We start from the raw sequence: 25134 nt of genomic DNA, 5'->3' as shown, positions 1-25134 counted from the left end.
GCGAGTTGGCGAGTTGGCGAGTTGGCGAAGTTAAAGTAATAAGGAAAAGATACAATGGCTATTTTTAAAAATTTATTTCGCTGGCAGCGTGGCAGGCAAGATTCGGGCTATGACAAAATGCTTCTGTGTGGCGCCCATTGGCCAGTAAAGTTTGATACTTATTTAATTAAGTTTCCCGTTGGTAGTGAAATAAAGCCCCATACAGATAAAGTAAAAAAAGGTAAGCATTTTCGTTTAAATCTCATTATCAAACGTGCCCAACTGGGCGGTGAGTTTATGTGCGAAAACACCTTATTTCAAAGCCAGCGTATAAAACTATTTAGGCCCGATATAACTCAGCATGCAGTAACCAAAATAGAAAAAGGTAGTCGTTATATATTAAGTATTGGCTGGGTTAAAAGCGATTAACCTTCACTATTTTCTACCATACTGATCGTCAAAACGTTCAATATCCGTTTCATCTAAAACGCTGCCAGTTTGTACTTCTATAAGAATAAGTGGCTCATTTTGCGTGTTTGCTAAACTGTGAATGTGACCGGCGGCTATATAGCAAGATTGATCGGCAGTAAGCCTGTGTGCTTGGCCATCAATACGCACATCAGCAATGCCAGAGACGACAACCCAATGCTCAGCGCGGTGCTGATGGCGCTGCGTTGAAAGTTTGCCAGCTGGGCTGACAATAATTTTTTTCACTTTAAAGCCGGTGCCTGCAATTAACACTCGGTAACTACCCCACGGTCGATACACGGCTTGATGATGGATCAATTTATCACCGTGCTTAACGGCTAATTGCTTTAATAGTTCCGGAAGCTGCTCTAATTGGCTTTTGCTCGCGACTAAAGTTGCATCATGGGTGTGAATAATCGCTAAATCACTCACCCCAAGAGCTGCGATACTATGACCTTCTTCACCGCTGAGCAAGTTGTTATGGCTATGTAAAACCACGTCATCGGTGCTTAGGCTATTGCCTTGCTCGTCTTTATCGGCACTTTGCCATAGCGCATTAAAACCGCCGACATCATTCCAATTCAGCGCTAAAGGCAGCACCGCCACATTTGGGCTGCGTTCTAAAATAGCATAGTCGATTGAATCACTTGGACAGTTTTTTAAGACTTCATTATTGGCACGGGTAAAACCTAAGTCACCACTGAAATTGGCGGCTGCTGCAATGCAACTGGCGATTTTTGGTGCAAAACGCTCAAGTTCAGCAAGGTATGCGCTAGGAGTGAATAAAAACATTCCACTGTTCCAGCTATATTCGCCACTGGCAAGATATTGCTGTGCTAATAGTAGACTGGGCTTTTCTTTAAATTGATCAACTTCATAGCAGTTTGAAGATGCTATTTTAGTGCCATTTTTAATATAACCGTAACCGCAATGGGCTGAGTCTGGCTCAATTGCAAAGGTAATTAACTTGCCCTGTTGCGCCAAGCTTATCGCATCAGGAAGTTGCTCTATTAACAACTCAAAGTTATCAATATGATGATCGGCTGGAATCACTAATAAAGGTTTATCAAGCCCTTGCTGTAATGCATATTGTGCTGCCAATGCGATGGCGGGAGCAGTATTTTTGCCATCAGGCTCTAATAGTAACGCCATGGTTGCAACACCGATTTGCTGGCATTGGCTGCTGACAATAAAGCGATGCTGTTCATTACAAACCAAAATCGGATCAGTAAAACATGAGTCAGAGACTCTATTTAAGGTACTTTGCAATAATGACTCATCTCCCAGTAAAGGTAAAAACTGTTTTGGCATAGCTTGGCGCGATAATGGCCATAACCGCGAACCGATACCACCGGCCAATACAACTGGAATAATGGAGTTTTTCATAGCAAACACACTTAAATTTGAATGCCCGTAGTTTAACAGAGTATAGCGAGTGCATTACAGCAACTAAAAAATCTATTTTTCGTCATCGACTCGCTTTTAATTCAAGCTGTTCTACACTAAATCTTAATTACCTATATTAGGTTTACAGCTTTGCTTTGATAAGGATGTTGTTATGGCTAACCAAACCCGTTCATTCGGAAATTTTGTACGTAATATTGGCTTGACTAAAAAGCTTGTTATTGCCTTTTTGCTCGTTGCATTAATTCCCTTGGCGATAGCCATCAGTCTTGCACTGTATAACTCGGCTACTGCTTTAAATAAACAAACTTATGCTCAATTAGAAGCGGTTAGTGAAATTAAAAAAAGCGCCATTGAAAGGCATTTTGCCGATATACATGCGCAATTATTATTTTTAGCACAAAGCCCTTTACTCCACACCGCAGCAGAAGAACTTAGCCGTGCATTTAAAGAGCCCTATACAACATCTCTCGACAGCACCGCAGAGCAACAGCTGGCAGATTACTATCACAACGACTTTAATACTAAATACCGGCTTAAAAACGAAGACAAATTGCCAACTTCTGAGCTGCTTGCCACACTTTCACCCACGGCTAAATATTGGCAATCACAATACCTAGCAGATAACCCATACCCACTTGGCGAGAAAGCAAAATTAGTACAAGCAAGTGCTGATAATAACTACAATTTACTACACAGCAAATACCATAGCTTTTTACTAAATTTTGCGCAAAAATTTGATTTTTATGATGTCTTTATCATCGACAATCGCAGCGCTGAAGTAGTTTACTCTGTTTACAAAGAAGTTGACTTTGCCACTTCTTTACTCGATGGACCTTATGCTAATAGCAACCTAGCATTGGCATTTAAACAAGCAAAAATGATCAATGAAGATGAAATAACCTTTGTCGATTATCAGCAATATTTGCCATCTTATAATGCACCAGCCAGTTTTATCGCCACCCCAATTTATAACCAAGGCGTACATACCAGCACCTTGATTTTTCAACTATCCATTGATGCCCTAAATGTCATTATGACTGAGCGGGCTGGCTTAGGTACAAGTGGCGAGACATATTTAGTCGGACCTGATTTTTTAATGCGTTCTGATTCCTTTCTCGACCCCGAAAACCGCTCAGTTGTAAATTCTTTTCGCTATCCAAGCATAGGTAAAGTAAAAACGCTGGCAACTGAGCTTACTCAGCAAGGTAAAAAAGGTCAGCAAGTAATCACCGATTATAGCGGCTCCTTAGTACTGTCGTCTTATCAACCTATTAACGTATTAGGTATACAGTGGTCATTACTGGCTGAAATAGATAAAAAAGAAGCTTTTGCCACAGTCAGTCATTTAACGACGATTCTCATTAGCACCTTAATAATATCGATCATTGCCATTACTCTGGTCGCTATTTGGTTTGCTCGTTCGCTCACCCGCCCTGTGCAATTACTTGTCGACACAATGCGTCACGTTGAACAAAAAGGTGATTTTTCGGTACGAACGCCAGTGCTTTCGAATGATGAAATAGGTTCATCGGCAAGTGCTTTTAATTGCCTCCTTGATGCGCTGCAAAGCTCTATTTCCCAAACCAATACGGTTATGAATAAAATGGCCGCAGGTGAATTTAACCACCGAATTAGTGCGCCCTGCAAAGGTGAATTAGATTCCTTAAAACAGGCCACAAATAATTGCGCAGACTCGCTAGAGCAAGCAATGAGTGAAATAAATCATATTATAGATGAAATGAGCCAAGGAAATTTTAACAGCCAAATAACAACCCCAATGCAGGGACAGCTGGCCACCTTAAAACAAAATATAAATGGCTCTCTGCAATCGCTAAATAGCACCATTACTGAAATTGTCGGGGTAATGAGCCATATCGAACATGGTGACTTTAAACAACAGGTTACGGTAGCCGCACAAGGCTCTTTGGCACAATTAAAAAACAGTGTGAATAATTCAGTACACAGTTTAGCGGGAGCAGTAAGTGATATCAGTCGCGTAATGAGCGCACTTCACGATGGGGATTTTTCACAACACCTTGAGCAACCTCTACAAGGCCAGTTAGCCACACTTAAAAATGATATCAACGCGAGCGTCGACAATCTCGCGTTAATCATTAAAAATATTAACGATGTTATGGCAGCCGTAAATGCTGGCAACTTTAAACAACAAGTAAATTGCAGTGCCAATGGCCAATTATCAACTTTAAAGCATAATATTAATAACTCAATTATGGGTTTAGACACTGCTGTAAGTGAAATATCAAACGTTATGCTGGCGATCAGTAAAGGTAACTTCGAGCAGACAATCGATAGCGATATGAATGGCCAACTCAATGTACTTAAAGATGATGTAAATAGCTCTATTAGCAATTTGAGTATTGTTATTGCTGAACTCGCGCGCGTCATGGCAGCTATGCGTAGCGGTGATTTTAATCAACAACTAGAGACAAACATGCAAGGCCAATTAGCGCAGCTGCAAAATGATGTGAACAGTTCTTTGACCATCACCGCAGATGCAATCGCAGAGGTAACTAAGGTATTAAGCGGGCTTGCTCAAGGCAATTTAAATCAACAAGTACAGCAGGATTACCAAGGTGTATTTGCTACATTAAAAGCAGATGTAAATCAAACGATTGAAAAACTTACCAGTGTTATTAGCAGCATCCAAGACTCTGCCTTAAGAGTATCACAAAGCGCCGCAGAGATAGCAGAGAGTAACACCGAAATAAGTCAACGCACTGAAGAGCAAGCAGCCAATTTAGAAGAAGCCAGTGCTAGCAGCAGTAACATGCTAGATGAAATAGCAGCCATTGCTAAGCAAGCTAACGAAGCGGTTAAGCTTGCAGAAAACGCTCAAATGAGCGCAACCGAAGGGGGCGAGCTATCCATACAAACGGTTCATGCCATTGTTGAGGTCAATAATTCCAGTAAGGATATTAATGAAATTGTCTCTGTTATTGACGAAATAGCATTTCAAACCAATTTATTAGCTCTCAACGCAGCGGTAGAAGCTGCCAGAGCTGGCGAGCATGGTCGCGGGTTTGCGGTCGTTGCCAATGAGGTTAGAGAATTAGCTGGACGTAGCGCAACCTCGGCGAAACAAATTAAAACTATAATAAGCAACAGCAACCAAAAAATTAGTCACGGTACCGCCCTTGCTAATTCATCAGGTGAGAAACTAAAGCAAATTGTCAGCGCTGTGGCTGATGTTAACCATATGATAGTGTCTATCAATAGCTCTTCGATTACCCAACAACAGGCAATTAAAGAGGTAGATATTGTGGTACAACGCCTAACAACCTTGATCCAAGAAAACTCAGCGATGACTGAAGAAACCATGGCTGCGGCAAAACAAATGGCAGATCAAGCTAACACTATGCGTCACTTGCTCGGGTATTTTTCACTGCAAAAGGCACCGTTATAAGGAAAATAAATTCACTAATAAATAGCAACGATTAATTGGCGATTCAAATTAACAAACTTGATAAACTAGCTGCACTAGATATTTTAATGCAAATTTAGGGATTCATAAGTGTACTTGCGACAACTTCAGTTAACAATGGTTTGTGCCGTAGCGATGCTGATACCACCAGCAGCTGTGGCTACGGCTGCTTACCAATGCACGGTTGATGGCGTGGCTACCTTTAGTCAACTACCTTGTGGTGACGATGCTAAAGAAATAAAAATTCCACCAACTAATGTGACCCAAGCAACTAATACGCAACAAAGCAAAGATATCATGGCGTCTGTAGATAGTTATGTTGCGATGCAAAAAATTGATCGTGAAATTGCAGTTTATCAACGAGAAATAAAGCAACTTCAAGATACTCTTGCAGAACAAAAAACCAAAATAAACTATATGACGCAAGACTCTGCAAATAAAATGGGTGCAAACTCAATTGCTGATGCGATAGCAAAACGCACAGCACAAGCTGAGCAACGCATTGAGCCGAAAATAAAGCAGTATCAGCAACAAATTGATGCGTTAAAAGCGTTTAAAACGCAACTAAGCCAATAAATTTAGCTTAGGGTTTGTTTAACCACTTTTATTAGCTGTGCTATATCACTACTGTTGTTATAAATATGCGGTGAAACTCGCACCCCATATGCTCGCGCATCGACACTTATGTTCGCCTGAGACAGTGCGCTTAATACCGCCGGCTGTTGCTCGCCAAAATTTAAAATAGCTGTACCGCTGCATTTTTCTGGCGTTGTTGGTGACACCAAATATGGCCTAAACTCTGCACTTAATTGTTCAAGTAGCGCCAAGTTGTGCGCTCGCACTGTTGCAACACCTAATTTAGCAAAGTAACCAATGCTATGCCCTGCGAGTACAAATGGCGCAATCGATGGAGTGCCGCCCCAAAAACGCAATGCGCTATCATGATAAGCAAAGTGATGAATATCAAACTCAAATGGATTTTGATGTGAAAACCACCCTACATCTTGTGGTTCGCACACATTTAATTGCGCTTGGCTTACCCATAAATACGCCGCACCTGGACCTGAGCATAACCACTTAACGCTGGAACCAATCATAAAATCAGCATCAACTTGGCTTAAATCTAGAGGTAATACACCAGCTGACTGCGCCACATCAACAAGACTCAAACAGCCTACGTGCTTACACAGTTGCGTAATTTCAGCTACGGGCGCTTGCTGGCCAGTATTTGAATAAGCGTGACTGATAAATACTAAATCAATATCTGCTTGAATATATTGTTGCCATTGCACGCTATCAGTTAAATCTACGTGTTCAGGAATAAACTTTATTTCAGCGCTACTAGCCAGCGCTTTTTGCATTGCAAACCCCATGCTAGGAAAGTCACTTTGCGCCATCAACACCTTACAATTAGCTTGCTGTAAGCGAGGATGCGACATAACTAACTTTGTTAAAGCGCTCGATAAATTTACTTGTGGGCAAAATTGCCTGCTCGGTGAATTAAACAATGTACTGAGCGCCTGAGTAAAGCGCTCAATGGCTGGCAGCCACTGTTGCCATGGCTCTTTATTACTCGCTTGCCAAGGAGCAAAAAAATGCTGGTTAAAATCATCTTGGCTGCTTTTCAGTGCACGGCCAACAGAGTGATTTAGCAAGTAACAGCCTGCCGCAAGATTAAAGTCATCTTTGTACATATTAATTACTCACCCATTGCTTTAATTGTGCTAAATCATCATAACGAGTTCTTATATCATCACGCTTTGCTGCAGCTCGACGATCTCTTAATTGTTCAAGAGAATCCAATAACACATGCAATGGCGGACCGCTGGCAGTCACTTTATTCATATGTTGCTGTTGCATGTGTTGAGCTGGCTGAGCTATAAACTTACTAACCAGTTGATTATGATGACCTATTGCAGTATCGCCATGCAGCTTACATACTTGTATAAACAACTTGGCATTGGTTTTAAACCACGAGCTATGGCGGGTATCTCCTGCCGCTAAAAAGTCATCCATTATGCTTGGCATACGCATAGACTCTCGCAGAATTTGCTGATCTTCAGGCATCATATATAAAAATTTATCCACCAGCATTTGTGAATAACTCGGTTCGTTGGCAAAGCATAAACCTAACAGCATATCTATAACGTTAATTCCGGCAAAATCTCCCGCATTGGCTCCACGGTAAACCTCTTTGCCAACCCGATACGGCTTATAGTAAGGACGTACACAGAAAAAGAATCGCTCGGTGTCTAACTGATTATATAAAGCCGTATTCGATTCAATCACATCGACTAACGCCTGCTTGGCAACTTTAAGTAAATCACCGCATAGCGGATGCGAAATACCTAATGGCTGAATTTTTAATAATGCATCAGCTGCTCGCTTATAGGCTAAAATCCCTTTGGTATTGTAATCAATGAATAATTTTTCATCTGGCAGATCCGTAAAGCGCTTATAAAGGCCATTAATCGCCTTATTATGGGTGGTTAAATGAGCCGTTGCAAAGCGCGGAGTAACCCCAATTGATGCACCAATATGCATGGCCAGTGCCGAGGCCTCAACTAAAGGCGAGGTTGTTTCGCGCGATGGTTCAGTGATCTCATGGCGTCGACAAGCCGCCATAAATAATCCTACATTGCCAAGTAAATCAAACGCACGATCAAACCCTTCGTCAGTATTGCCTTCTGCTAGTAACTTACGAATATGCGCATTACCCTCAGCCTCTAACTGATGCTTAAATTGCTCCCCGACAAATTCTACGTTAGCTTTATCTTCTTGTTGCCAATAGATAGCCTCTAGTTGACTATTAATTTCTACAAAGCGGGTTCTGAGCCACTCATCAAATGCCTGGGTATTATTACTCACAGATATTACTCCACACCAAAGTTTATTGCATTAATGTTAACAGATAACATAGAGCACAAATCAGCAAAACCACTAATAAAAATCCATGCAATTAGTGATATTCACTCTATAATCACTATTAAATGCAATTTATTGTCGTAATTATGAGTTTAGATAAAAAAGATCAACAATTACTAACGTTGTTACAAAGCAATGCGCGTACCTCTGTATCAGAACTTGCAACAACTGTAAGCTTATCGGATACCCCTTGCTTAAGGCGTATAAAAAAACTTGAAGCAAGTAAGGTGATCACTGGCTATCACGCAGCCTTAAACCCACGCGCACTCGGGTTAAAAGTGCTGGTCTATGCGTTTGTGCGGTTGAGCCAGAATTCCGCCAGTGCGGCAAATATGTTTGAAGAACACGTGGAAAAACTGAATCATGTACTGGAGTGCTCTGTCATATCAGGAAGCTATGATTACTTATTGAAGATTATTGCTACCGATTTAGAAAGCTACGAAAGTTTTGTTAAATATAAGCTTGGGAGTATTGATTGTATTGCTAACATTGAGTCTACAGTGGTTTTAAAGCAAACATTTAGCAAAAGGCAGCTACCACTTTAAAAAATAATACTATTTAGTGCCGATTCGCTATACTGAAATATCATTATAAAAATAATATTTAACAAGGATGCATGTGAAGATTTTTCGTTCAACATCCAGTTCTTTTGTTTTTTACATATCGTTTGCTGTTGCTTATTTTGCAACTGGTAAGTTATTAACTAATTTTGCCTTTCAATCACAAGTCATCCCTATTTGGCTCCCTGCTGGTATTGCCTTAGTTGGCTGTTTTATCTGGTGGTGGCGTTTTATGCCGGCATTATTTATTGCCTCTGTCGCCTTTAATTTAAGTACCGGTGATAACCCGATCACTGATCAGGTTTTAATTGGCAATACGCTAGAACAAGTACTGCTAATCGGCTTAGGCGCCGTGCTACAAGGCATGATTGGCGCTGCTCTTTTAAAGTACTGGCTAGGCCATCCGCTGTATTTAAAACAACGCCAATCGATTATTTATTTTATTTTTATCGTCGGTATTGTCGTCAGCCTCATATCGGCCAATATTGGAGTCTATGCTTTAAGTCAATTTAATCCCGCCTACAGCATTGAAAATCACTGGAAAAATGTTACTTATTGGTGGTTAGGTGACTCACTCGGTGTGCTGATCGCAACCCCCTTTTTATTGGCCTTACTACAGCCTAAATTTAAACGACACTACGTCACCCCATTGCCAACCATCGCAGTCTGCTCGGTATTATTCGTCTCTGTCGCCTTAACCACTAAACTATACAACCAAGAGACTTATTCAAATGCGATACAAATTGCCAAGCGTGAAACATCTATCATTGAAAACAGTTTACTGCGCAATTTAAATCTTAGCCAAATAACCGTACAAAGCCTTGCGAGCCAAATTCAATCAACACCAACTTTAAGTCAGCAAGAGTTTGATAGCTACAGTGCCCAATTACTGGCTGAGCATTCATTTATTAAAGCATTTTCATGGAATCGCAAAATTCCCCCAGCTCAGGTCAGTGATTTTAACAAGCAGCTCGATGAAATTTATAATTCATATAACTTTGATCCGAGTATTAAAGGAGCGCCATTATCAAACGACGATCCATTAGTGATTATTACCTATATAGCCCCTTTTGCAGAAAATCAATCCGCTATTGGTTTTAACCTCAATTCTCGTAAAGATCGCCGTGAGACTTTACTCGACCCACGCATCAAAAATCGCCCTGTAGGCACTAAAATAATTCAATTAGTGCAAGCACAACAACCTGAGCCCGCTTATTTATTATTTGCTCCGGTGTATCAACAAAATAATGAAGTTGCCTCAATTAAAGGCTACGCAACAGGTGTATTTTTAGTGGAAAACATACTTGCTCAATCGCTTACCCAAGCACAAAATAAGATGTTTAATATCGCTATTTATGAAGCCAATGCTACCAACCCGTTTTATTCAAACGCCGAAAATGTGCCGACCAAAAGCAATAAGCTTACAACCATCACGATTAATTTTGCAGGGCAAACATGGCTAGTTGATTTAACGATTAAAGATGAGTTCCTACCGCATCAAACTAATCACATGACACTCTTTTTAATTATTCTACAGGTCATTGTAAGCTCACTTATTTTACTGGTATTACTGTTATTCAATCATCAACATATTGCTCTATCGCGCTTAGTAGCGGAACGTACTCGCTCGCTTGTCAGAGCTAAAAAGCAATCTGATTTAGCGAATCAAGCTAAAAGCCGGTTTTTAGCCAATATGAGTCATGAAATTCGTACGCCGCTTAATGCGGTGATCGGTTTTTCAACCTTAGCTAAAAGTGAAGATAGCGCTGAAGTTCTCATCGGTTATCTAAATAAAATTAATTTAGCTTCTAAATCATTGTTAAGTTTAATCAATGATGTACTCGATATCTCTAAAATTGAATCACAAAAGCTCACCTTGGAAGTCGCTCCTTTTGATTTAAATGCTCTTCTTGCCCGGATTAGCAGTATGTTCGAACAAAGCGCTGAACAAAAAGGCATTCACTGGAAAGTTGATAACCAATTACCAACTGATATTTGGTTTGAAGGTGATGTTATGCGAATTGAGCAAATTTTATTAAACCTGTGTAGTAACGCCATCAAGTTTACCTGCGAAGGTGAAGTAAGTGTCAGCGCATACTGTAAGGAGATCACCGATAAACGTAGGCAAATTACTTTGGCTATTAAAGACTCTGGCATCGGCATTGCGCCATCAGAGCAAAGTAAATTATTTGATGCATTCACCCAAGCTGATAACTCCACATCACGCAAGTTTGGTGGCACCGGGCTTGGCTTAACAATCGCAAAAGAACTTAGTTTGCTAATGTCTGGAGATATCAGCGTACAAAGCGAGCCAGGTAAAGGCTCCACATTTACCCTGTCTGTCGAGTTAAATACCTGTGCTGCGCAACAAGTAACGGCAAAGCACACACAACAGCATGTTGATTTAAGCAAACTAAAGATACTGGTTGCAGAAGATAACAGCGTCAATCAATTAGTAATAAAAGCAATGCTTAGCTCTTTGGGGATCACTCCAACACTGGTTGAAAATGGCGAATTAGCAGTAGAGCAAGTTAAAATAAATGACTTCGATTTAGTGTTAATGGATTGCCAAATGCCCATTATGGACGGTTACCAAGCCACCGCCTTGATACGTCAAATTAAAAGTACTGAACAATTACCCGTCATTGCCTTAACCGCTGATGTAATGCCTGAGGATAAAGCCAATGCCTTAGCAATTGGTTTTAATCAGCATCTTGCAAAACCCCTCGAACTCGATAAGCTAACCGAGTGCCTAATCAATTATGTAGATGTTTATGAGCCTTAATGGAATATTACTAACTCTCACTTTAATAACAACCTCTAGCCTTGCTATCAGCCAAACCAACTGCGTTACTCAGTTAACTGATTTAAACTATATTATGAACAGCAAAAAGCAGGGCCTATTACGGTTTGAAAAAAGCAATGCTAATACGGATTTTTCCTATCATAGTGAGCAAGCATTTAGTGATTATTTAAGCTTTGCATACCAACATATTTTAGCGGCAAACCCGCGCGCATCAATGCCTTGCCCTATTTTAACTGATACCTATCAGCTTTTAGTTAAACAACAGCAACGCACTAGCCCCCCTAATATAGTTGATCTTATAGCGCCATTTGAATTACGCCAAAATAACAACCACAAAGCAGTTCTATTAATTCATGGCCTTACCGACTCTCCATTTACCTATCATGACTTGGCACAAATTTACTTTCAACAAGGCTATACCGTACGTACTTTGCTGTTACCAGGCCATGGCACCGCAGCTAATGCACTAAGCAGTATTAATGCCAAACAATGGCAGCAAGCTGTAGACTATGCAATTAAACGTACTATAAAAGATTTTGATCAGGTGATTTTAGGTGGCTACTCTACAGGCGCAGCCCTATTACTTAATTATTTAACTGTCGAGCCCGTTGACCCAAAAATAACTGCACTGATGCTATTTTCGCCCGCCACTGAACCACACAATAAAAATGGTTGGCTGGCGAAGTGGATTGACCGTATTCCCTTTGTGAATTGGATAGATAAAGACGCCGATATTGATTTTGCTAAATATGAGTCGTTTCCATTTAATGCAGCAACCGCAGCCGATGATGCTATGCGCTCCATCGCGTTACCAGAACTAATCGAGCGTCAATTACCAAACTTAGCTATTTTTTCAGTGATGAGTGATATAGATACCACCATTGATACCCGTGCATCGCTGCTATTGTTAAGCGCCTTACATGATGTAAAGATACGCCCTGCAAATAGCTTAGATACCTTGGTTTTTTACGGTGATAAAACAACCATTACCAGTGGTTTTCCAAAAGACTATAGGGTATTAAATCCACAGTGCAAAAATACAATCTGTAAAAACATTCATGGTATTTCTCATATTGCCGTAGTTAACTCACCTGATAACCCTTACTACGGTATTGCTGGCGCTTATCGCAATTGCGGCAGTTACCTCGATGATGATACTTTGTATAAGCAATGTAAAACGACCGAAAAACCTAATATTGGCGAGCGTACTGCAGAAAATATTGCAGCATTTCCAACCTTTCAACGTCTGACTTACAACCCTTACTTTACTGAACAAGCACTCTATATAAAACAGTTTATAAAGCAGGTTGAAGGCTCGCAGGGTAATCAATAATGAGTATATTTAGTCACCGCTGGTTAACCAATATCAGTGCAATAGATACCGCTGTTTGGCAGCAGTTTTTTGCCGATAATCCATTTACTGATCATGCATTTTTATTTGCATTAGAACAAAGCCAATGCGTATCAGCCGCGTCTGGTTGGCAACCGCAACATTTAGCCATTTACCAAAATGATACTTTGGTGGCATTAGCACCCGGCTATCTAAAAAGTCACTCTTATGGCGAATATGTATTTGACTGGGCATGGGCTGAAGCTTACCAGCAACATGGTTTAGAATATTACCCTAAGTGGTTATCTGGCTCACCGTTTAGCCCTATTGAAGGTCAACGCCTTGCGATTGCACACTCACACCCAGAACAAGTGTATCAGTACATAACAAAGACTTTAACAGCTCAATGTGAGCAACAAGGTTGGTCTGGCTGGCACATTAACTTTTGCTCGCAACTGCAAGTCTCTCAACTCACACCACATCAAGGTATGCATCGTATTGGCGTGCAGTTTCAATGGCAAAATCAAAACTACGCTACTTTTGACGATTTTTTAGCGCAGTTAACCGCACGAAAACGTAAAGTATTGAAAAAAGAACGTAATAAAATAACCCAGCAAAATATTAGTATTAAATGGCTGCAAGGTGAACAGATAACTAAAGCTGTGATGAGCCAGTTTTGCGAATTTTACCAACGCACTTATTTAAAACGCTCTGGCCACATGGGTTATTTAAATCATGACTTTTTTATTTTGTTACATGCCTTAATGGCCGATAAACTGGTGATCATGCATGCCATCCATGATCACGAAGTGGTCGCTGCAACACTGAGCTTTAAAAATAATGACACACTATACGGGCGCTATTGGGGAGCTATAGCAGAAATTGATTGCCTGCACTTTGAGCTTTGCTATTACCAAGGTATTGAATATTGTATTAAACATCAGCTTCAGTGTTTTCACTCAGGTGCGCAGGGCGAGCATAAAATAGCACGAGGTTTTGCACCGGTATTTACTCACTCCGTACATGCCGTAATGGATGCTACTTTTAGTCCTGCGATAGCAGATTACTTACAACGTGAGCGTCAGCATATGCGCATCTATCATCAGCAATGCACTGAATTATTACCTTTTAAGATTGATAACTAATGACGTTTAAAAATCAATAACTGATTATTAGCAGGCATCGCAATATCATCAACAAGCATTAACCCTGCTTGCTCAGCTAATTGCTGTACCCATTCGAAATCACGAATGCCACTTTGGCAGTCTTGCTGATTTAAAAATTCATCAAAACGCTGATTACTTTCACTGGTAAAGTTGCCGTTGTATTTAAATGGGCCATAAATACACACGAGACCTTTTGACGCTAAATGCTTATTAACACCAGTAAAAAATTGCTCAACTAACGGTTTGCTGACGATGTGTAACGTATTAGCAGTATAAATAGCATCAACGGTATTTATTGGCCAAGGGCGATTTAGATCTAACTCTACTGGTGCGTGCAAGTTATCTAGCTTTGCTTCATCAAGCCACTGTTTAATACCATTATGATTAACCAAGCGATCACTGGTATGCCATTGTAAATGAGGAAAATTAGCAGCGAAGTGCACGCTGTGTTGCCCCGTACCTGATCCCACCTCTAACACACTCTCGACTTGTGCTAAATATCCTGTGATGACGCTTAATATTGGATTTTTATTATTTTCACACGCTTGCGAGAAAGGTTTCGTCATATATATTTCCAAGCATCTCAATACAGATGCACCAAGATTGGTAAAGTATGCCCATTAGTAAAGCAAATCTTGCAACAGATGTCGCTATTAAATAATTAATTTTATATAAAAACTATATAATTCAAAGTAATAAAAAAAATATTGAGCATGGTATGAGTTATGCATTTATCTAATTGAATCAACCAAACGGAGAAGATTATGTATATATCACCTTATACCGCCCTAGACGCTGCAATTGCGGCAAGTGAAAAACCAGTAACAGATAAAATAGGCTGTGATGAACGTGCCACTGTAATTGATTTACTATCGCAAACAAATCAACAAAATCAGGCGTTAATACATGAAACAGACCAAATATTTATTCTTGGCTACAATTAAAAAACTCACCTTCCGCCAATATTTACAATTTGTGACTTGCACCGAAACCGATTAACTGTAATGATAATAATTACCATTACAGTTAATCGGTTTTTCTTATGCATGAACATCACGCTATGCTTTATTATCAACAGCAAATGAAATGTATTTGCCCGCGACCTGGGCTACATGCGCCAGCTTTAGTGGCAAATTACATTGAAGCTGGCCTGAGTGCTGCACGTCATTACGAAAAAAACCACAGTCTATTGCTGCAAGAACTCTATCTAAGACGCACTTTCCATGAAATCCTCAACAAAATGTGCGACTCTTTAGTCCATTGTGCAATTCGCAAACAATGTTTAGAGCAACTTTATAAACCGTTACTGGCATTAAAGCGCTTTTATAGAAGTCATAATAGTATCAAGAAATACCTGATACTAGAGCGTGAAGCCCGTATCCTCAGTCACGAATTTAACCCTTTCTAGGAGTTTTCATGAGCGAATTTAGAACCGAATCAGATAGTATGGGCGAATTACAAGTCCCTACAGATGCACTTTATCAAGCGCAAACTCAACGTGCTGTAAATAACTTTCGCATTAGCGATTTAGTAATGCCAAAACAGTTTATTACCGCTCTTGCTTATATCAAACAGGCCGCAGCGCAAAGCAACTACGAGCTAGGTCATCTCAGTAAAAATAAAGCACAGTTAATCGAGCGCGCATGCCAAGAGATCATTGATGGCGAACATTTAGAACACTTCCCTATTGATATATTTCAAACAGGGTCAGGTACTAGCACTAATATGAATGCTAATGAGGTGATTGCAACTTTAGCAAGTCGTTATGGTGATGAGGTTATCCATCCCAACGACGACGTAAACATGGGGCAAAGCTCTAACGACGTGATCCCTACCACTATTGCTGTAAGCAGTGTAATTAACGTGGTGTATGAACTATTTCCGGCGCTGGATCAGCTATCCCAAACGTTGGAGCGCAAAAAGTCAGAAATAGGTGAAATCGTAAAAACGGGTCGAACTCATTTGATGGATGCTATGCCAGTGACATTTGCGCAAACTCTAGGGTCTTGGCAACACCAAGTTGATAGTGCAATGGCAGGGATCCGCTATAGCCTTGAAGGGGTATCTGCTTTAGCGCAAGGAGGCACAGCCGTTGGTACTGGTATAAATGCCGATCCCCTGTTTGCTGAGCAATTTTGTAAAAATCTCAGTGCCAACGTCGGCGTACGCTTTGTGCCAAGCAAGAACTTTTTTTATAACATAGGTTCGCAAGACACCATTGTCGCTTTATCAGGGCAGCTAAAAGTACTCGCGGTTGCACAAATGAAGATAGCAAACGACCTACGTTGGATGAATTCAGGTCCACTAGCTGGCCTTGGTGAAATCGAACTAGAAGCTTTACAACCCGGTTCATCAATTATGCCCGGTAAAGTAAATCCTGTGATCCCTGAAGCGGCAGCCATGGTTAGTGCACAAGTGATTGGTAATGACGCAACAATTACTGTTGCAGGTCAATCAGGAAACTTCGAACTCAATGTAATGCTACCTGTAATAGCTTACAATATTTTGCAAAGTATTGAGTTACTGGCAAATAGTAGCCAAGCATTAGCAGATAAAGCGATTCGATCCTTTAAAGTGAAACACACAAATATCGACAAAGCACTCGCCAAAAACCCCATATTAGTGACCGCGCTTAATCCAGTCATTGGTTATGCTAAAGCAGCTAAAATTGCCAAACAAGCATATCAAGATGGCCGTCCAATTCTTGATGTTGCTGAGCAAGAAACTGACCTATCACGTAGTGAGCTGGAAGCTTTACTCAATCCCGCAAAATTAACCCAAGGCGGACTATAAAAATATTAAACCCGTCCTTAGTGTCGGGTTTAACCTTTGAATGCCATAGTTTTTATTGCTGTGTTATCTGCAAAGTGTATGATGGTGGTTACTTGTTCACCACTATGAAGGTTTATCATGCGCTTATTTATTATCGCGCTTCTACTGCCGTTATGTTTATCGGCTTGTTCTGATGCTGCGACCCCGAATAACAACCAACTTAGCCCGGCTCCTGCAGCGCTAGTTAAAAATAATCAAGCGACTAAGTTAAATCCGCAAACAGAAGTTCCGGCAACAAGAGATAACATTAAAAAGGTCCACCAGCAATTACAGACACAAATTGCAGATCTAAACTGCGATAACAGCTCTCAATGTAAAGTATTACCGGTTGGTAGCCGTGCGTGCGGCGGCCCTAGTAGCTATATTGTTTACTCTAATAAAACGGCCAATGAGCAAGCCGTTGAAAAGTTAACTCAGCAGATCACCAGCCTTGAAAGCCAATTTAATGCACAGAACAAGATGATCAGTATTTGTCAGCACCTGACTGCCCCTGCGGCTCAGTGTATTGAAAATAAATGTGTTAAACTAGAAAGCTCTGCGACAAGTGTTTATTAAGGGAAACCAATATGAGTCGTTCATCATATTCTAAATTTTTAGTAACAACAGCCAGTTTGCTGATCCTCAGTGGTTGTGTCAGCACTTCTGACTCAACACCAGCAAACGGCAATACAAATGTATCTAAATTAAATAGCGCATTGGCTGAGTTAGTGCAAGATAATAGCTGTACCGCGAGTTTTCAATGTAAGGTGCTTGAAGTAGGCCAACGCGCCTGTGGTGGTCCAAGCCGCTATGTAGTGTACTCAACCTTGCAAACACAACAAGAAAATGCAGAACAGTTAGCGGATCAAATTACTCAGCAAGAAACTGCCAATAATAAAACCAATGGTTTAAATGATTGTTTACCGGTTTTACCTGTGCAAGCATTATGTATTGATCAGCAATGCCAGTCGTTTGAGCTAAAATAGTCGCTCTGCTGCAACCGCGCTATACCAATAATGGGATCAGCGCGGAAATTACCACGACCGCCACAATACAAATCCCTGCTTTAAAAATAAAATGCATCGGCATCTGCTTTTTAACCCAATAGGCATAAATAAACCGTAAGAAATAACTCGCTGCCGTGCCAAACAAAGCAAAAATTAGTAGATAGGCGATTAAAATAATATTCACAACAACTCATTATTTGATAATTTAAGCCCTAAGTGTAAGGGCTTAATAATCAGAAGGCAAAACCTAGCGTTTACTAGTTCGAGCAATCAGTAACTCAGCAACTTGCTGTTTTACTGCCCGCTTATCATCTGGGGCAACGCCAAAGCGTTCAGCAAGTAATGCTATTTCTTCATCATTAAGGTTAAATGATAAACGTTGACGCGTTTTTTTTGATTTAACCTCAAGTGATAAAATTTTGCGGATCATATCGGATGGCGTTAGCTCTTGATCAATGGCTTGCTTTTTTATCGATTTTTGCACTTCACTGCTAAGATCAAACGCCATTTGCGTGGCTCTTACAGCCTGCTCCTGACGTAACCATTTATCTTTTGCATTACTCACTGCGCATCTCCAGGGAACAGATCAACAATGTCTGTGATTGGTCGGGTTAAAGTGAGTGATACTTCAGTTTCTCCACCATCCCAAATCTCAATGTTTAAACCATGGCTCCCATCGCTCGACTCAAGGCAAATCATTTCGCATGGTTCGCCACCTTCTTGCTCATAGCGTGGTAATGGCTGGCTACGATAATCTTTATTATGAAAATAACACACAAATGGTGATTCACTTTGTTGATAGCTTTTAGCTAAAAACTGCATGTAACGCTCTGGTGTATTTTTCACTTCTAAGTAGGTTAAATCGTCTTCGTCAAAGATGCGCGCAAACTCATCCAGTGTGAAGATTTCATCCACTTCATCACGTTGGATTTTGATTGAAAAATTCGCCCACTCTTCACCATCGCTGCGCTCTATTTGCAAAAAAACCACCTTGCCAGCATCACTTTCAAGTACTAGCTCATAATCTGCACTGTGCTGATATTGATAAGTTTGCACATCGGTAACGCGCAATGTTTGCCCTTTTAGCCAACTTGGGTAAGCAAACGAATCAATCACTGTGAACATATCACCTTTTTTAAGTTCACTAGGGTGATTTAATTGGCGTTCAGGGGCTTTTTTAGACTTAAAGAAGTTAAACATAGACTGCCTCATAAGCAAAAAAGGTAACTTATAATAAGTTACCTTTTAATAATCGTAATTGCGCGTTAGCCGTTTTGCTTCGCTTTAATACGCGCTAAGATATCTGCACTTTTTGGATTGCTATCACCAATTCCAGCTTCAGCCATTTTAGCTTTAAGATCATCGCCATTAGTGTCAGCTTCAAGTACTTTAGCAGCACCAAGCTGGTCACTACGATCTTGTTGACGTTGCTTAATACGCTCAAGTGATTGGCGTGCATTCGTCATCGACGAGCTATTAGTATTAAGTGTGCTATTTACTGCCATTGTTGCTTGTTGCACGCTTTCAGTGGTTTTAACCATAGTAAGCTGACGTTGGTTTTCTTTGATCGATTTTTCAGCATCTTTTACTTGCTGCTTCAACGTTACAATGTGATTGCTAAAACCAGCTAACACTTGATCATGCTCTGCTTTTTCAGCTTCAAAGTCGCCAATTTTCTCAGCAATTTCTAGCGCTAACGGTTCATTACCTTTTTCAAGTGCTTGACCTGCATACGCTTCGTGCTCAGCAATTGAGGCATCTAATGCGCTAATCTTACGCTTCGTTTGCATTTCTTTAGCCATCACTTCAGTTAGGCTTTTTTTAGCACGCTGCAGCGCGTTTTGCGCATCAGCAATTTCTTGTTCAAAGATACGAATCCCATTCGCGTCAACAATTGCTTCGCCCGCTTCACGCGCGCCGCCACGTACTGCTGTAAATAACTTTTTTAAAATACTCATAATCTTAACTCCACTTAAAATAGCTAGCTGTTAATCGTTTAAATAAATGGTTACCGCTTCTAATGCATCGATGGCATTATCAGCTAAAGTAACTAGCTCATGGGTAATATCATCAAACGATGAATTAACCGACAAAGCACCAAAGATCGCATATTTATCATCAATCTTCGCAAATGCACTCAGCGGGATTGGTACATTCAAACGTAATAAGGTTTCATTCAACTCATCACGTAGTTCAGGCTTCACTTCCTCATCAGCGAACAAATAGCTAATACATAACAGCTGCTCTTGTGTCTGAGTAACAAAAATAGGAAGCTCATCATTGCCATCTACTATGACTTGCAACACATCTTGTTCGCCTGGATTGGCAATCAAGAAAGACTCAAAGTTAGCGCCTTCAGTTTCAAAAGATGCTAGTTTTATTGAAAGTTCATTTAATTCCATGTCTCTGCCTTTTGTCATTTGACATATTATGTCTGAGTTAAGATTCGCATGGTCGACATATTATGTCAACCATGATTTATTAATTTTTATACAATTCGCTTTCTATCTGCCATGCACTACGATAATAATCATATAAAGTACCTGAGCCTAATTGATTGACTTCAATATCATTTATTTGTTCAAAATAATGATTGGGGAATACGAATGCTGCCAATAAATATTTTTTACTGATCCATCTAGAAGCAACTGGTAAGCTTGTTATATCGCTAATTCTCGCACTTGCAGATTGACCTGTGGTGGTTGCAATCGTCCATCCCCATTGTCCAAATGATGGAATATTTTGCTGGTATTGCTCAACATGCTTAAAACCTGCCGCTTTGACTGTTTTACCAATACTTAAAAATGCTTTTTTAGCATGATAAGGCGAAGTTGACTGCACAGCCATTGCACCATCTGCGGCTAGTAATTGACGGATATGATTATAAAAATAGTCACTGTACATTTTATTTAAATCGGGATGATTCGGATCAGGTAAGTCAATAATGATGGTATCAAAACGCTTACCTTCATCAAGTAACCGCTCTACTTCAAGAAAAGCATCACCCACTTTAATATGCGATCGAGGATCAGCCATTGAGTGCTTATTAAGTTTAGTTAAGCGCTCATGAATAGCTGCCGGAGGATTAAATTCATCGTCATCATGACCAAATAAACTAAGTAACTGGGCATCTAAATCAATTAAGGTGACTTCTTTAACAGGCCACTTCAATACGTCTCTTAGTGCTAACCCATCACCACCGCCTATAATCAATACATTATCGTGACGGTTCGAGGCTAATAATGGCGGATACACTAACATTGAATGATAAATTTGTTCATCAATGCTAGAAAACTGTAAGCGGCCGTTTAAGTAAAGATCGGTAATTGGATCGGGTTGATTGCGGCTCAATCGCTCGGTTAACACCAGATGCTGATACTTAGTCGCTTCAGAATAAATAACTTTATCCTTATAAAGCACATTGCTTAAATCTTTCATCCAGCTACTACCAAGCATTAAAATAAAACCAAATAACACCAGTAAAGCGATATGACATACCAGTAATAGTTTGGCGTAACGGACATAGCTATGATAACGCCATAAGAATGCCAAACCTGCGATAATATTAAATAGCGCAGTCCATGCTGCAGCCTGCATGATTGGCATAGCCAACATAATGCTAACCCAAATAGCCGCTCCAATACCTGCACCTATATAGTCGGCACCGTAGATCGTGCCAGCATTATTTTCTAAGAAACGACCATAAACATGCTGACGTATGCGAGCGATAAGTGGAATTTCCATACCGATTAATAGACCTAACAATAAGCCAAATACATAAGGAAGGAATCGTGACCACTCTTGGAGTTTTTGAAATATATAGCCGTTAAGAATTACATCAGCTGGTAGATTAAAAATGTCAGAAAAAATATGCGGTAAAGAATAACTAACAGCAATAACGCTGGCTATAGCTAAGATACAGCCCATACCAACAAGTGCAATAAGACTTTCAAGCCAAGCAAAGGCGGTAAAGGCATCCTTAAACCAACGCGCTAAAAAAGCCCCTATACCCATTGCTACGATCATAGTGCCTATCATCGCATAAATAGCGCTCTCTACAGAGCCTAAAACTCGTCCGGCATAATGAGATAGCAGATATTCATAAATAAGGCCACACCCAGCGAGTATGGCCATAACAGTAATTAATAAAAAATCATGCCCAAGTAAGGAGTACTTACTTGGGCTTTGCTTAGAATGTGACAAGTTTTACGCGCCTAATAGAGTTGCCATGGTAATACCCACAGCAAACGAGATTGCCGCTGAAATAGTTGCTACACCCACATTTTTTTGACGGTTCACTTCGTCTGATATATCGCAACCTGAAAGGATAATTTTAATCGTAATTAAATGCAGTACGATAAATGCAATTAAACTAATCAAAGCGCTAATCGCCCAGAAAATCAAGCTGGTGTTAATGCTATCTGCAGCATAAGGCGCGATACCTGAAGCCGCAGTAAGCGCAAGCGCGCTACCGATTAAAAAGCCAGCATAGCGAATACCAACAGCCAAGTTACCGTCAACAATTGCTTGTTGTAGGCAATCTCCACTTCGGTTAGTACGCTTAAATAGTTGTACGCGATACTGGCTCACGAGCAATAACGCAATGCTACCAATAATAAACGCTGCTATAACGATTGGTAAACCATGCCAGCCTTCTGTAGCCACCCAAAATAGCGCTGAGCGAATCACGATTGCCACACTCACAACATGGCCAAAATCAATCACCGCGGCAGTTACATTACCCTTCACTATTTCATCATGTAAGCTGACTTTGCGCAGTGCCACTTTATCTTGAAAAAAGTGCCCAAGCTTTATTAGCACAATAGCTAACAAACCATAAGCTGCCATTTGCAATGCTTCTTGCTGTAAGCTCACTGCAAATGCACCACTGCTTACACCCGTCAGCACAATTGCTAAAGCAACTAAGCCAGCAGCAAAGCTAATACCAAACGCAAAATTATCACGCTCAGTGATCTCATCATTGGCATGTAAGTTAGATACCCAACCTTTGATATATTTAAGACTCACAAACAGTGCAATAATAATCGCAAAATCAATCGCGATTGCTTGTAGTGACCACATAGTTATTCCATTAAATTCGTACATATTCTTTAAACTCCAACACTAAATCTTTAAATAGCCGTTTACTTACCGCGACTGACACCGCGAGAGGTTCTATTATTGCTGTTTCTGACCGATCCCGAGTCTTTACTATAGCTACTGGTTTTGGAGTAACTACTGCGACTTTTTGGTGGTGTATAACTGCTACGACTTAACCCAGAAGCCCCAGTTTTTTTAGATGCATAAGGGCTTGTGAATTGCTTACCTTGGCGTTGATACGATTGCTTAGTACGTGTTTCAACGGCGGTTTGTGCTTTAATTTGCTTAGGGCTAGAATAACGCGCACGACCATAATCATTATAATAACTATACTTACGGCGCTTGCTCCAACTACCATATTCAACACGATCAAATACATCACCTAAAATGCGGTACATGCCATACCACTGCCAAAAGCTGATACCGCTACTGTTAGTTTGCCAATTACCATAATTAGGATTGCCGACTAACTGGTTGCCTTCACCAACCCCTTCAGCCTGCTGACTGATTGCACCGACACGCGCAAGCGAGCCACCCGACATATCAGCAAGCATATTAATAGGATCGGTCAAAGCATCCGAAAATAAAGCGGGCTTTGCAGCATCTCGCAACAAATCAATATTTTGCAGTGTTTCATCGTAAGGAGGAATAAGGTAAGTACTTTTGATATCAGCTAAGCGTTGTTGCAAACCTGAGTAAAGCGGGCCTTTTCGAGTTGCATCTTGCACGAGCACGCCAGCAATTTTAGCTAGCTCTGGCTTTTCATTGCTAAGTATACGGCCATATTCGCTTAATAAAGCGGCATTACGAATTGAGCCGTTATCTAAGGCACTACCAAGTCCTGCTAACTCAACTTCAGCTTTAGCTATAGATTGTTTAATTGTTTCTTGTAACTGCTCTTCTTTCGATTGACAGCCCATAAGTAAGCTTACCAAACAAAATAAACTGATAAGTTTCCAAGCTTTTATATTCGACATTCATGTCACCTGATTTACTAAATTAACCCAGCTAGTTTTACACAGCTCAGAAAGTAAACCAAGGATGAAATTGCAACAAGATAATATTTTCTAAAGGTCAAAGGCTACGCTTTACTGCACTCAACTTTTAATTAGCTAGATGACAGCTACAGTCTCGACACGGGATCCCCATTCATAGTCGACAAACTCCCACACAAACATGAAGCGCTCAGCTCTTCTGCTTTATAAGCATAAGATCAGCGAGTAAACCTAGTAATAGTTTTTGTAATTTAGTTGGGTGCCCTCTCATTTGAATTTAAAAAAGTGCTCATTTAATAATGGATACTTAAACGTACAAATATCCATTACATAGTATGGCCTAGCTAACCAGATTGAATAATTTGTTCTTATTACATTGACAATGTTGCCTCATTAAAATAATGTAAAAAAGGTACAAAGCAGAGAATGAAAAATTCTCCAATTATATAATAAGGAATTTTTAATGAAGAAAATGTCTATTACCGCTTTTCTAATGTCTTCACTAGTTTAAAGCACTCAAGCATTCGCCGCTGATTTCAGTATAACTAAAGAGAAGCAACCAAGCAGGATGCTAGTATTAAGCTCTGCCGGTGGTCTGTCATCATCTCTATTTTCTATATTACATGGCGATTTAAGAGATATTCCACTTGAGAGTAAAACAGATAAAATTACTGGGATTAATTACACATCTGCAAATTACCCAGATTCTTTTGGCGAGATTGTTGAATTGTGCTTTTATCGAGCATATAACAACAATCCCGTTAAGTGCGAACCAATTGTGCCAAACTCTACTGGAGAGGTAACAGTATTTAATGGTGAGAGCTTCAAACCAGGTATTCAAGTATCAATTGTTCATAGAGTTGAAGCAACTGGTACTTTCCATTATTCAACACCAAATAGAATAGAATAGAAAGTATAACTTTTAACTACACAACTAACTAATTAACACCTTAGACTCCAAATTTAATCAAAGGAGTCTATTTTCGTTTAGAGGGTCAATAGTATGGATATACCGTAAGCGTCTAGCAAAATGCACCTGCCAGTAACTCGTCAAACCGATTAAACTATTTCTTAATTTCAATTAGGAGATAGCCATGAGAAAAATGCGTAGCCTTGAGCAGTGGCGCAACATTATCGA

The 25134-nt window shown here is 40.2% G+C and carries 25 protein-coding genes; 13 read left to right on the top strand and 12 right to left on the bottom strand.

The window, feature by feature from the left end; genetic code table 11:
• Nucleotides 1-54 precede the first annotated feature (54 nt).
• Nucleotides 55-408, top strand: coding sequence for a 2OG-Fe(II) oxygenase (locus H5200_RS18640; RefSeq protein ID WP_145242732.1), 354 nt, complete (start codon nt 55-57; stop codon nt 406-408).
• A 6-nt stretch (nt 409-414) separates the two neighbouring features.
• On the opposite strand, the gene H5200_RS18635 is transcribed toward H5200_RS18640, so the two are convergent.
• A complete protein-coding gene (locus tag H5200_RS18635; RefSeq protein ID WP_182732559.1) occupies nt 415-1833 on the bottom strand; it encodes a mannose-1-phosphate guanylyltransferase/mannose-6-phosphate isomerase in 1419 nt (472 codons plus the stop codon).
• 172 nt (nt 1834-2005) lie between these two features.
• Here H5200_RS18635 and H5200_RS18630 point away from each other — a divergent pair, with 172 nt between their 5' ends.
• Nucleotides 2006-5278 carry a methyl-accepting chemotaxis protein gene (locus tag H5200_RS18630; RefSeq protein ID WP_182762175.1) on the top strand — a complete coding sequence of 1091 codons (3273 nt, stop codon included), beginning with the start codon at nt 2006-2008 and terminating at the stop codon, nt 5276-5278.
• A 108-nt stretch (nt 5279-5386) separates the two neighbouring features.
• Nucleotides 5387-5872 carry a DUF4124 domain-containing protein gene (locus tag H5200_RS18625; protein ID WP_310736441.1) on the top strand — a complete coding sequence of 162 codons (486 nt, stop codon included), beginning with the start codon at nt 5387-5389 and terminating at the stop codon, nt 5870-5872.
• A 2-nt stretch (nt 5873-5874) separates the two neighbouring features.
• Here the strand turns inward: H5200_RS18625 and H5200_RS18620 are convergent, their stop codons facing one another.
• A complete protein-coding gene (locus H5200_RS18620; RefSeq protein WP_182719313.1) occupies nt 5875-6990 on the bottom strand; it encodes an aminotransferase class V-fold PLP-dependent enzyme in 1116 nt (371 codons plus the stop codon).
• Between the two features lies 1 nt (nt 6991).
• Nucleotides 6992-8164, bottom strand: a complete 1173-nt coding sequence (locus H5200_RS18615) for a monodechloroaminopyrrolnitrin synthase PrnB family protein (protein WP_149983347.1) — start codon at nt 8162-8164, stop codon at nt 6992-6994.
• Between the two features lie 122 nt (nt 8165-8286).
• Here H5200_RS18615 and H5200_RS18610 point away from each other — a divergent pair, with 122 nt between their 5' ends.
• The 4 genes from H5200_RS18610 (at nt 8287) to H5200_RS18595 (ending at nt 14062) form a co-directional block, all read left to right on the top strand.
• Nucleotides 8287-8766, top strand: coding sequence for an Lrp/AsnC family transcriptional regulator (locus H5200_RS18610; protein ID WP_259399238.1), 480 nt, complete (start codon nt 8287-8289; stop codon nt 8764-8766).
• A 73-nt stretch (nt 8767-8839) separates the two neighbouring features.
• A complete protein-coding gene (locus H5200_RS18605; protein WP_182762172.1) occupies nt 8840-11566 on the top strand; it encodes a CHASE domain-containing protein in 2727 nt (908 codons plus the stop codon).
• Complete coding sequence (locus H5200_RS18600; RefSeq protein WP_182762170.1) at nt 11556-12920, top strand: carboxylesterase; 1365 nt, start codon at nt 11556-11558, stop codon at nt 12918-12920. The genes H5200_RS18605 and H5200_RS18600 overlap by 11 nt, the downstream gene beginning before the upstream one ends.
• Nucleotides 12920-14062 carry a GNAT family N-acetyltransferase gene (locus tag H5200_RS18595; protein WP_182762168.1) on the top strand — a complete coding sequence of 381 codons (1143 nt, stop codon included), beginning with the start codon at nt 12920-12922 and terminating at the stop codon, nt 14060-14062. The genes H5200_RS18600 and H5200_RS18595 overlap by 1 nt, the downstream gene beginning before the upstream one ends.
• On the opposite strand, the gene H5200_RS18590 is transcribed toward H5200_RS18595, so the two are convergent.
• Nucleotides 14059-14649 (bottom strand): DUF938 domain-containing protein, encoded by a 591-nt coding sequence (locus H5200_RS18590; RefSeq protein WP_182762166.1) that lies wholly within the window; start codon nt 14647-14649, stop codon nt 14059-14061. The genes H5200_RS18595 and H5200_RS18590 overlap by 4 nt on opposite strands.
• 198 nt (nt 14650-14847) lie before the next feature.
• On the opposite strand from H5200_RS18590, the gene H5200_RS18585 reads away from it, so the two are divergent.
• The 5 genes from H5200_RS18585 to H5200_RS18565 all read left to right on the top strand — a co-directional run bounded on the left by H5200_RS18585 (nt 14848) and on the right by H5200_RS18565 (nt 17880).
• Nucleotides 14848-15027: a hypothetical protein gene (locus H5200_RS18585; RefSeq protein WP_145242712.1), complete on the top strand. Its 180-nt coding sequence runs from the start codon at nt 14848-14850 to the stop codon at nt 15025-15027.
• Nucleotides 15028-15125: 98 nt separating this feature from the next.
• Nucleotides 15126-15491: a hypothetical protein gene (locus H5200_RS18580; RefSeq protein ID WP_257325145.1), complete on the top strand. Its 366-nt coding sequence runs from the start codon at nt 15126-15128 to the stop codon at nt 15489-15491.
• 8 nt (nt 15492-15499) lie between these two features.
• Nucleotides 15500-16876, top strand: coding sequence for a lyase family protein (locus tag H5200_RS18575; RefSeq protein ID WP_182719307.1), 1377 nt, complete (start codon nt 15500-15502; stop codon nt 16874-16876).
• Nucleotides 16877-16993: 117 nt separating this feature from the next.
• Nucleotides 16994-17470, top strand: a complete 477-nt coding sequence (locus H5200_RS18570) for a hypothetical protein (protein ID WP_145242708.1) — start codon at nt 16994-16996, stop codon at nt 17468-17470.
• 11 nt (nt 17471-17481) lie between these two features.
• Nucleotides 17482-17880: a hypothetical protein gene (locus H5200_RS18565; RefSeq protein WP_182762164.1), complete on the top strand. Its 399-nt coding sequence runs from the start codon at nt 17482-17484 to the stop codon at nt 17878-17880.
• 19 nt (nt 17881-17899) lie between these two features.
• Here H5200_RS18565 and H5200_RS18560 read toward each other — a convergent pair whose 3' ends face one another.
• From H5200_RS18560 to H5200_RS18525, 8 genes are all read right to left on the bottom strand, one after another.
• On the bottom strand, nt 17900-18085 hold the full coding sequence (locus H5200_RS18560) for a hypothetical protein (protein ID WP_145242705.1): 186 nt from the start codon (nt 18083-18085) through the stop codon (nt 17900-17902).
• A gap of 63 nt (nt 18086-18148) precedes the next feature.
• Nucleotides 18149-18466 carry a hypothetical protein gene (locus H5200_RS18555; RefSeq protein ID WP_145242704.1) on the bottom strand — a complete coding sequence of 106 codons (318 nt, stop codon included), beginning with the start codon at nt 18464-18466 and terminating at the stop codon, nt 18149-18151.
• Complete coding sequence (locus H5200_RS18550; RefSeq protein WP_149983355.1) at nt 18463-19101, bottom strand: hypothetical protein; 639 nt, start codon at nt 19099-19101, stop codon at nt 18463-18465. The genes H5200_RS18555 and H5200_RS18550 overlap by 4 nt, the downstream gene beginning before the upstream one ends.
• A gap of 65 nt (nt 19102-19166) precedes the next feature.
• Nucleotides 19167-19859 carry a PspA/IM30 family protein gene (locus tag H5200_RS18545; protein WP_145242702.1) on the bottom strand — a complete coding sequence of 231 codons (693 nt, stop codon included), beginning with the start codon at nt 19857-19859 and terminating at the stop codon, nt 19167-19169.
• Nucleotides 19860-19889: 30 nt separating this feature from the next.
• Complete coding sequence (locus H5200_RS18540) at nt 19890-20303, bottom strand: YjfI family protein (RefSeq protein ID WP_145242701.1); 414 nt, start codon at nt 20301-20303, stop codon at nt 19890-19892.
• Nucleotides 20304-20382: 79 nt separating this feature from the next.
• Nucleotides 20383-22104, bottom strand: coding sequence for a polyamine aminopropyltransferase (locus tag H5200_RS18535; RefSeq protein ID WP_182719303.1), 1722 nt, complete (start codon nt 22102-22104; stop codon nt 20383-20385).
• A 3-nt stretch (nt 22105-22107) separates the two neighbouring features.
• Complete coding sequence (locus H5200_RS18530; protein ID WP_182719302.1) at nt 22108-23007, bottom strand: DUF350 domain-containing protein; 900 nt, start codon at nt 23005-23007, stop codon at nt 22108-22110.
• Nucleotides 23008-23045: 38 nt separating this feature from the next.
• On the bottom strand, nt 23046-23978 hold the full coding sequence (locus H5200_RS18525; RefSeq protein ID WP_145242697.1) for a CHAD domain-containing protein: 933 nt from the start codon (nt 23976-23978) through the stop codon (nt 23046-23048).
• 586 nt (nt 23979-24564) lie between these two features.
• Here H5200_RS18525 and H5200_RS18520 point away from each other — a divergent pair.
• A complete protein-coding gene (locus H5200_RS18520; RefSeq protein WP_259398872.1) occupies nt 24565-24906 on the top strand; it encodes a hypothetical protein in 342 nt (113 codons plus the stop codon).
• Nucleotides 24907-25134: the final 228 nt, after the last annotated feature.

Source organism: Pseudoalteromonas sp. SG43-7, assembly GCF_014164295.1.
GTDB lineage: Bacteria > Pseudomonadota > Gammaproteobacteria > Enterobacterales > Alteromonadaceae > Pseudoalteromonas > Pseudoalteromonas rhizosphaerae.
This window is presented reverse-complemented; position numbering and strand designations above follow the sequence as displayed.

What these genes read in the sequence shown, in the direction of transcription:
- H5200_RS18640 (WP_145242732.1), top strand. Translation starts at nt 55, where the DNA reads ATGGCTATTTTTAAAAATTTATTTCGCTGGCAGCGTGGCAGGCAAGAT.
- H5200_RS18635 (WP_182732559.1), bottom strand. Translation starts at nt 1,833, where the DNA reads ATGAAAAACTCCATTATTCCAGTTGTATTGGCCGGTGGTATCGGTTCG.
- H5200_RS18630 (WP_182762175.1), top strand. Translation starts at nt 2,006, where the DNA reads ATGGCTAACCAAACCCGTTCATTCGGAAATTTTGTACGTAATATTGGC.
- H5200_RS18620 (WP_182719313.1), bottom strand. Translation starts at nt 6,990, where the DNA reads ATGTACAAAGATGACTTTAATCTTGCGGCAGGCTGTTACTTGCTAAAT.
- H5200_RS18610 (WP_259399238.1), top strand. Translation starts at nt 8,287, where the DNA reads ATGCAATTTATTGTCGTAATTATGAGTTTAGATAAAAAAGATCAACAA.
- H5200_RS18600 (WP_182762170.1), top strand. Translation starts at nt 11,556, where the DNA reads ATGAGCCTTAATGGAATATTACTAACTCTCACTTTAATAACAACCTCT.
- H5200_RS18595 (WP_182762168.1), top strand. Translation starts at nt 12,920, where the DNA reads ATGAGTATATTTAGTCACCGCTGGTTAACCAATATCAGTGCAATAGAT.
- H5200_RS18590 (WP_182762166.1), bottom strand. Translation starts at nt 14,649, where the DNA reads ATGACGAAACCTTTCTCGCAAGCGTGTGAAAATAATAAAAATCCAATA.
- H5200_RS18585 (WP_145242712.1), top strand. Translation starts at nt 14,848, where the DNA reads ATGTATATATCACCTTATACCGCCCTAGACGCTGCAATTGCGGCAAGT.
- H5200_RS18580 (WP_257325145.1), top strand. Translation starts at nt 15,126, where the DNA reads ATGCATGAACATCACGCTATGCTTTATTATCAACAGCAAATGAAATGT.
- H5200_RS18575 (WP_182719307.1), top strand. Translation starts at nt 15,500, where the DNA reads ATGAGCGAATTTAGAACCGAATCAGATAGTATGGGCGAATTACAAGTC.
- H5200_RS18570 (WP_145242708.1), top strand. Translation starts at nt 16,994, where the DNA reads ATGCGCTTATTTATTATCGCGCTTCTACTGCCGTTATGTTTATCGGCT.
- H5200_RS18565 (WP_182762164.1), top strand. Translation starts at nt 17,482, where the DNA reads ATGAGTCGTTCATCATATTCTAAATTTTTAGTAACAACAGCCAGTTTG.
- H5200_RS18550 (WP_149983355.1), bottom strand. Translation starts at nt 19,101, where the DNA reads ATGTTTAACTTCTTTAAGTCTAAAAAAGCCCCTGAACGCCAATTAAAT.
- H5200_RS18545 (WP_145242702.1), bottom strand. Translation starts at nt 19,859, where the DNA reads ATGAGTATTTTAAAAAAGTTATTTACAGCAGTACGTGGCGGCGCGCGT.
- H5200_RS18540 (WP_145242701.1), bottom strand. Translation starts at nt 20,303, where the DNA reads ATGGAATTAAATGAACTTTCAATAAAACTAGCATCTTTTGAAACTGAA.
- H5200_RS18530 (WP_182719302.1), bottom strand. Translation starts at nt 23,007, where the DNA reads ATGTACGAATTTAATGGAATAACTATGTGGTCACTACAAGCAATCGCG.
- H5200_RS18525 (WP_145242697.1), bottom strand. Translation starts at nt 23,978, where the DNA reads ATGTCGAATATAAAAGCTTGGAAACTTATCAGTTTATTTTGTTTGGTA.
- H5200_RS18520 (WP_259398872.1), top strand. Translation starts at nt 24,565, where the DNA reads ATGCTAGTATTAAGCTCTGCCGGTGGTCTGTCATCATCTCTATTTTCT.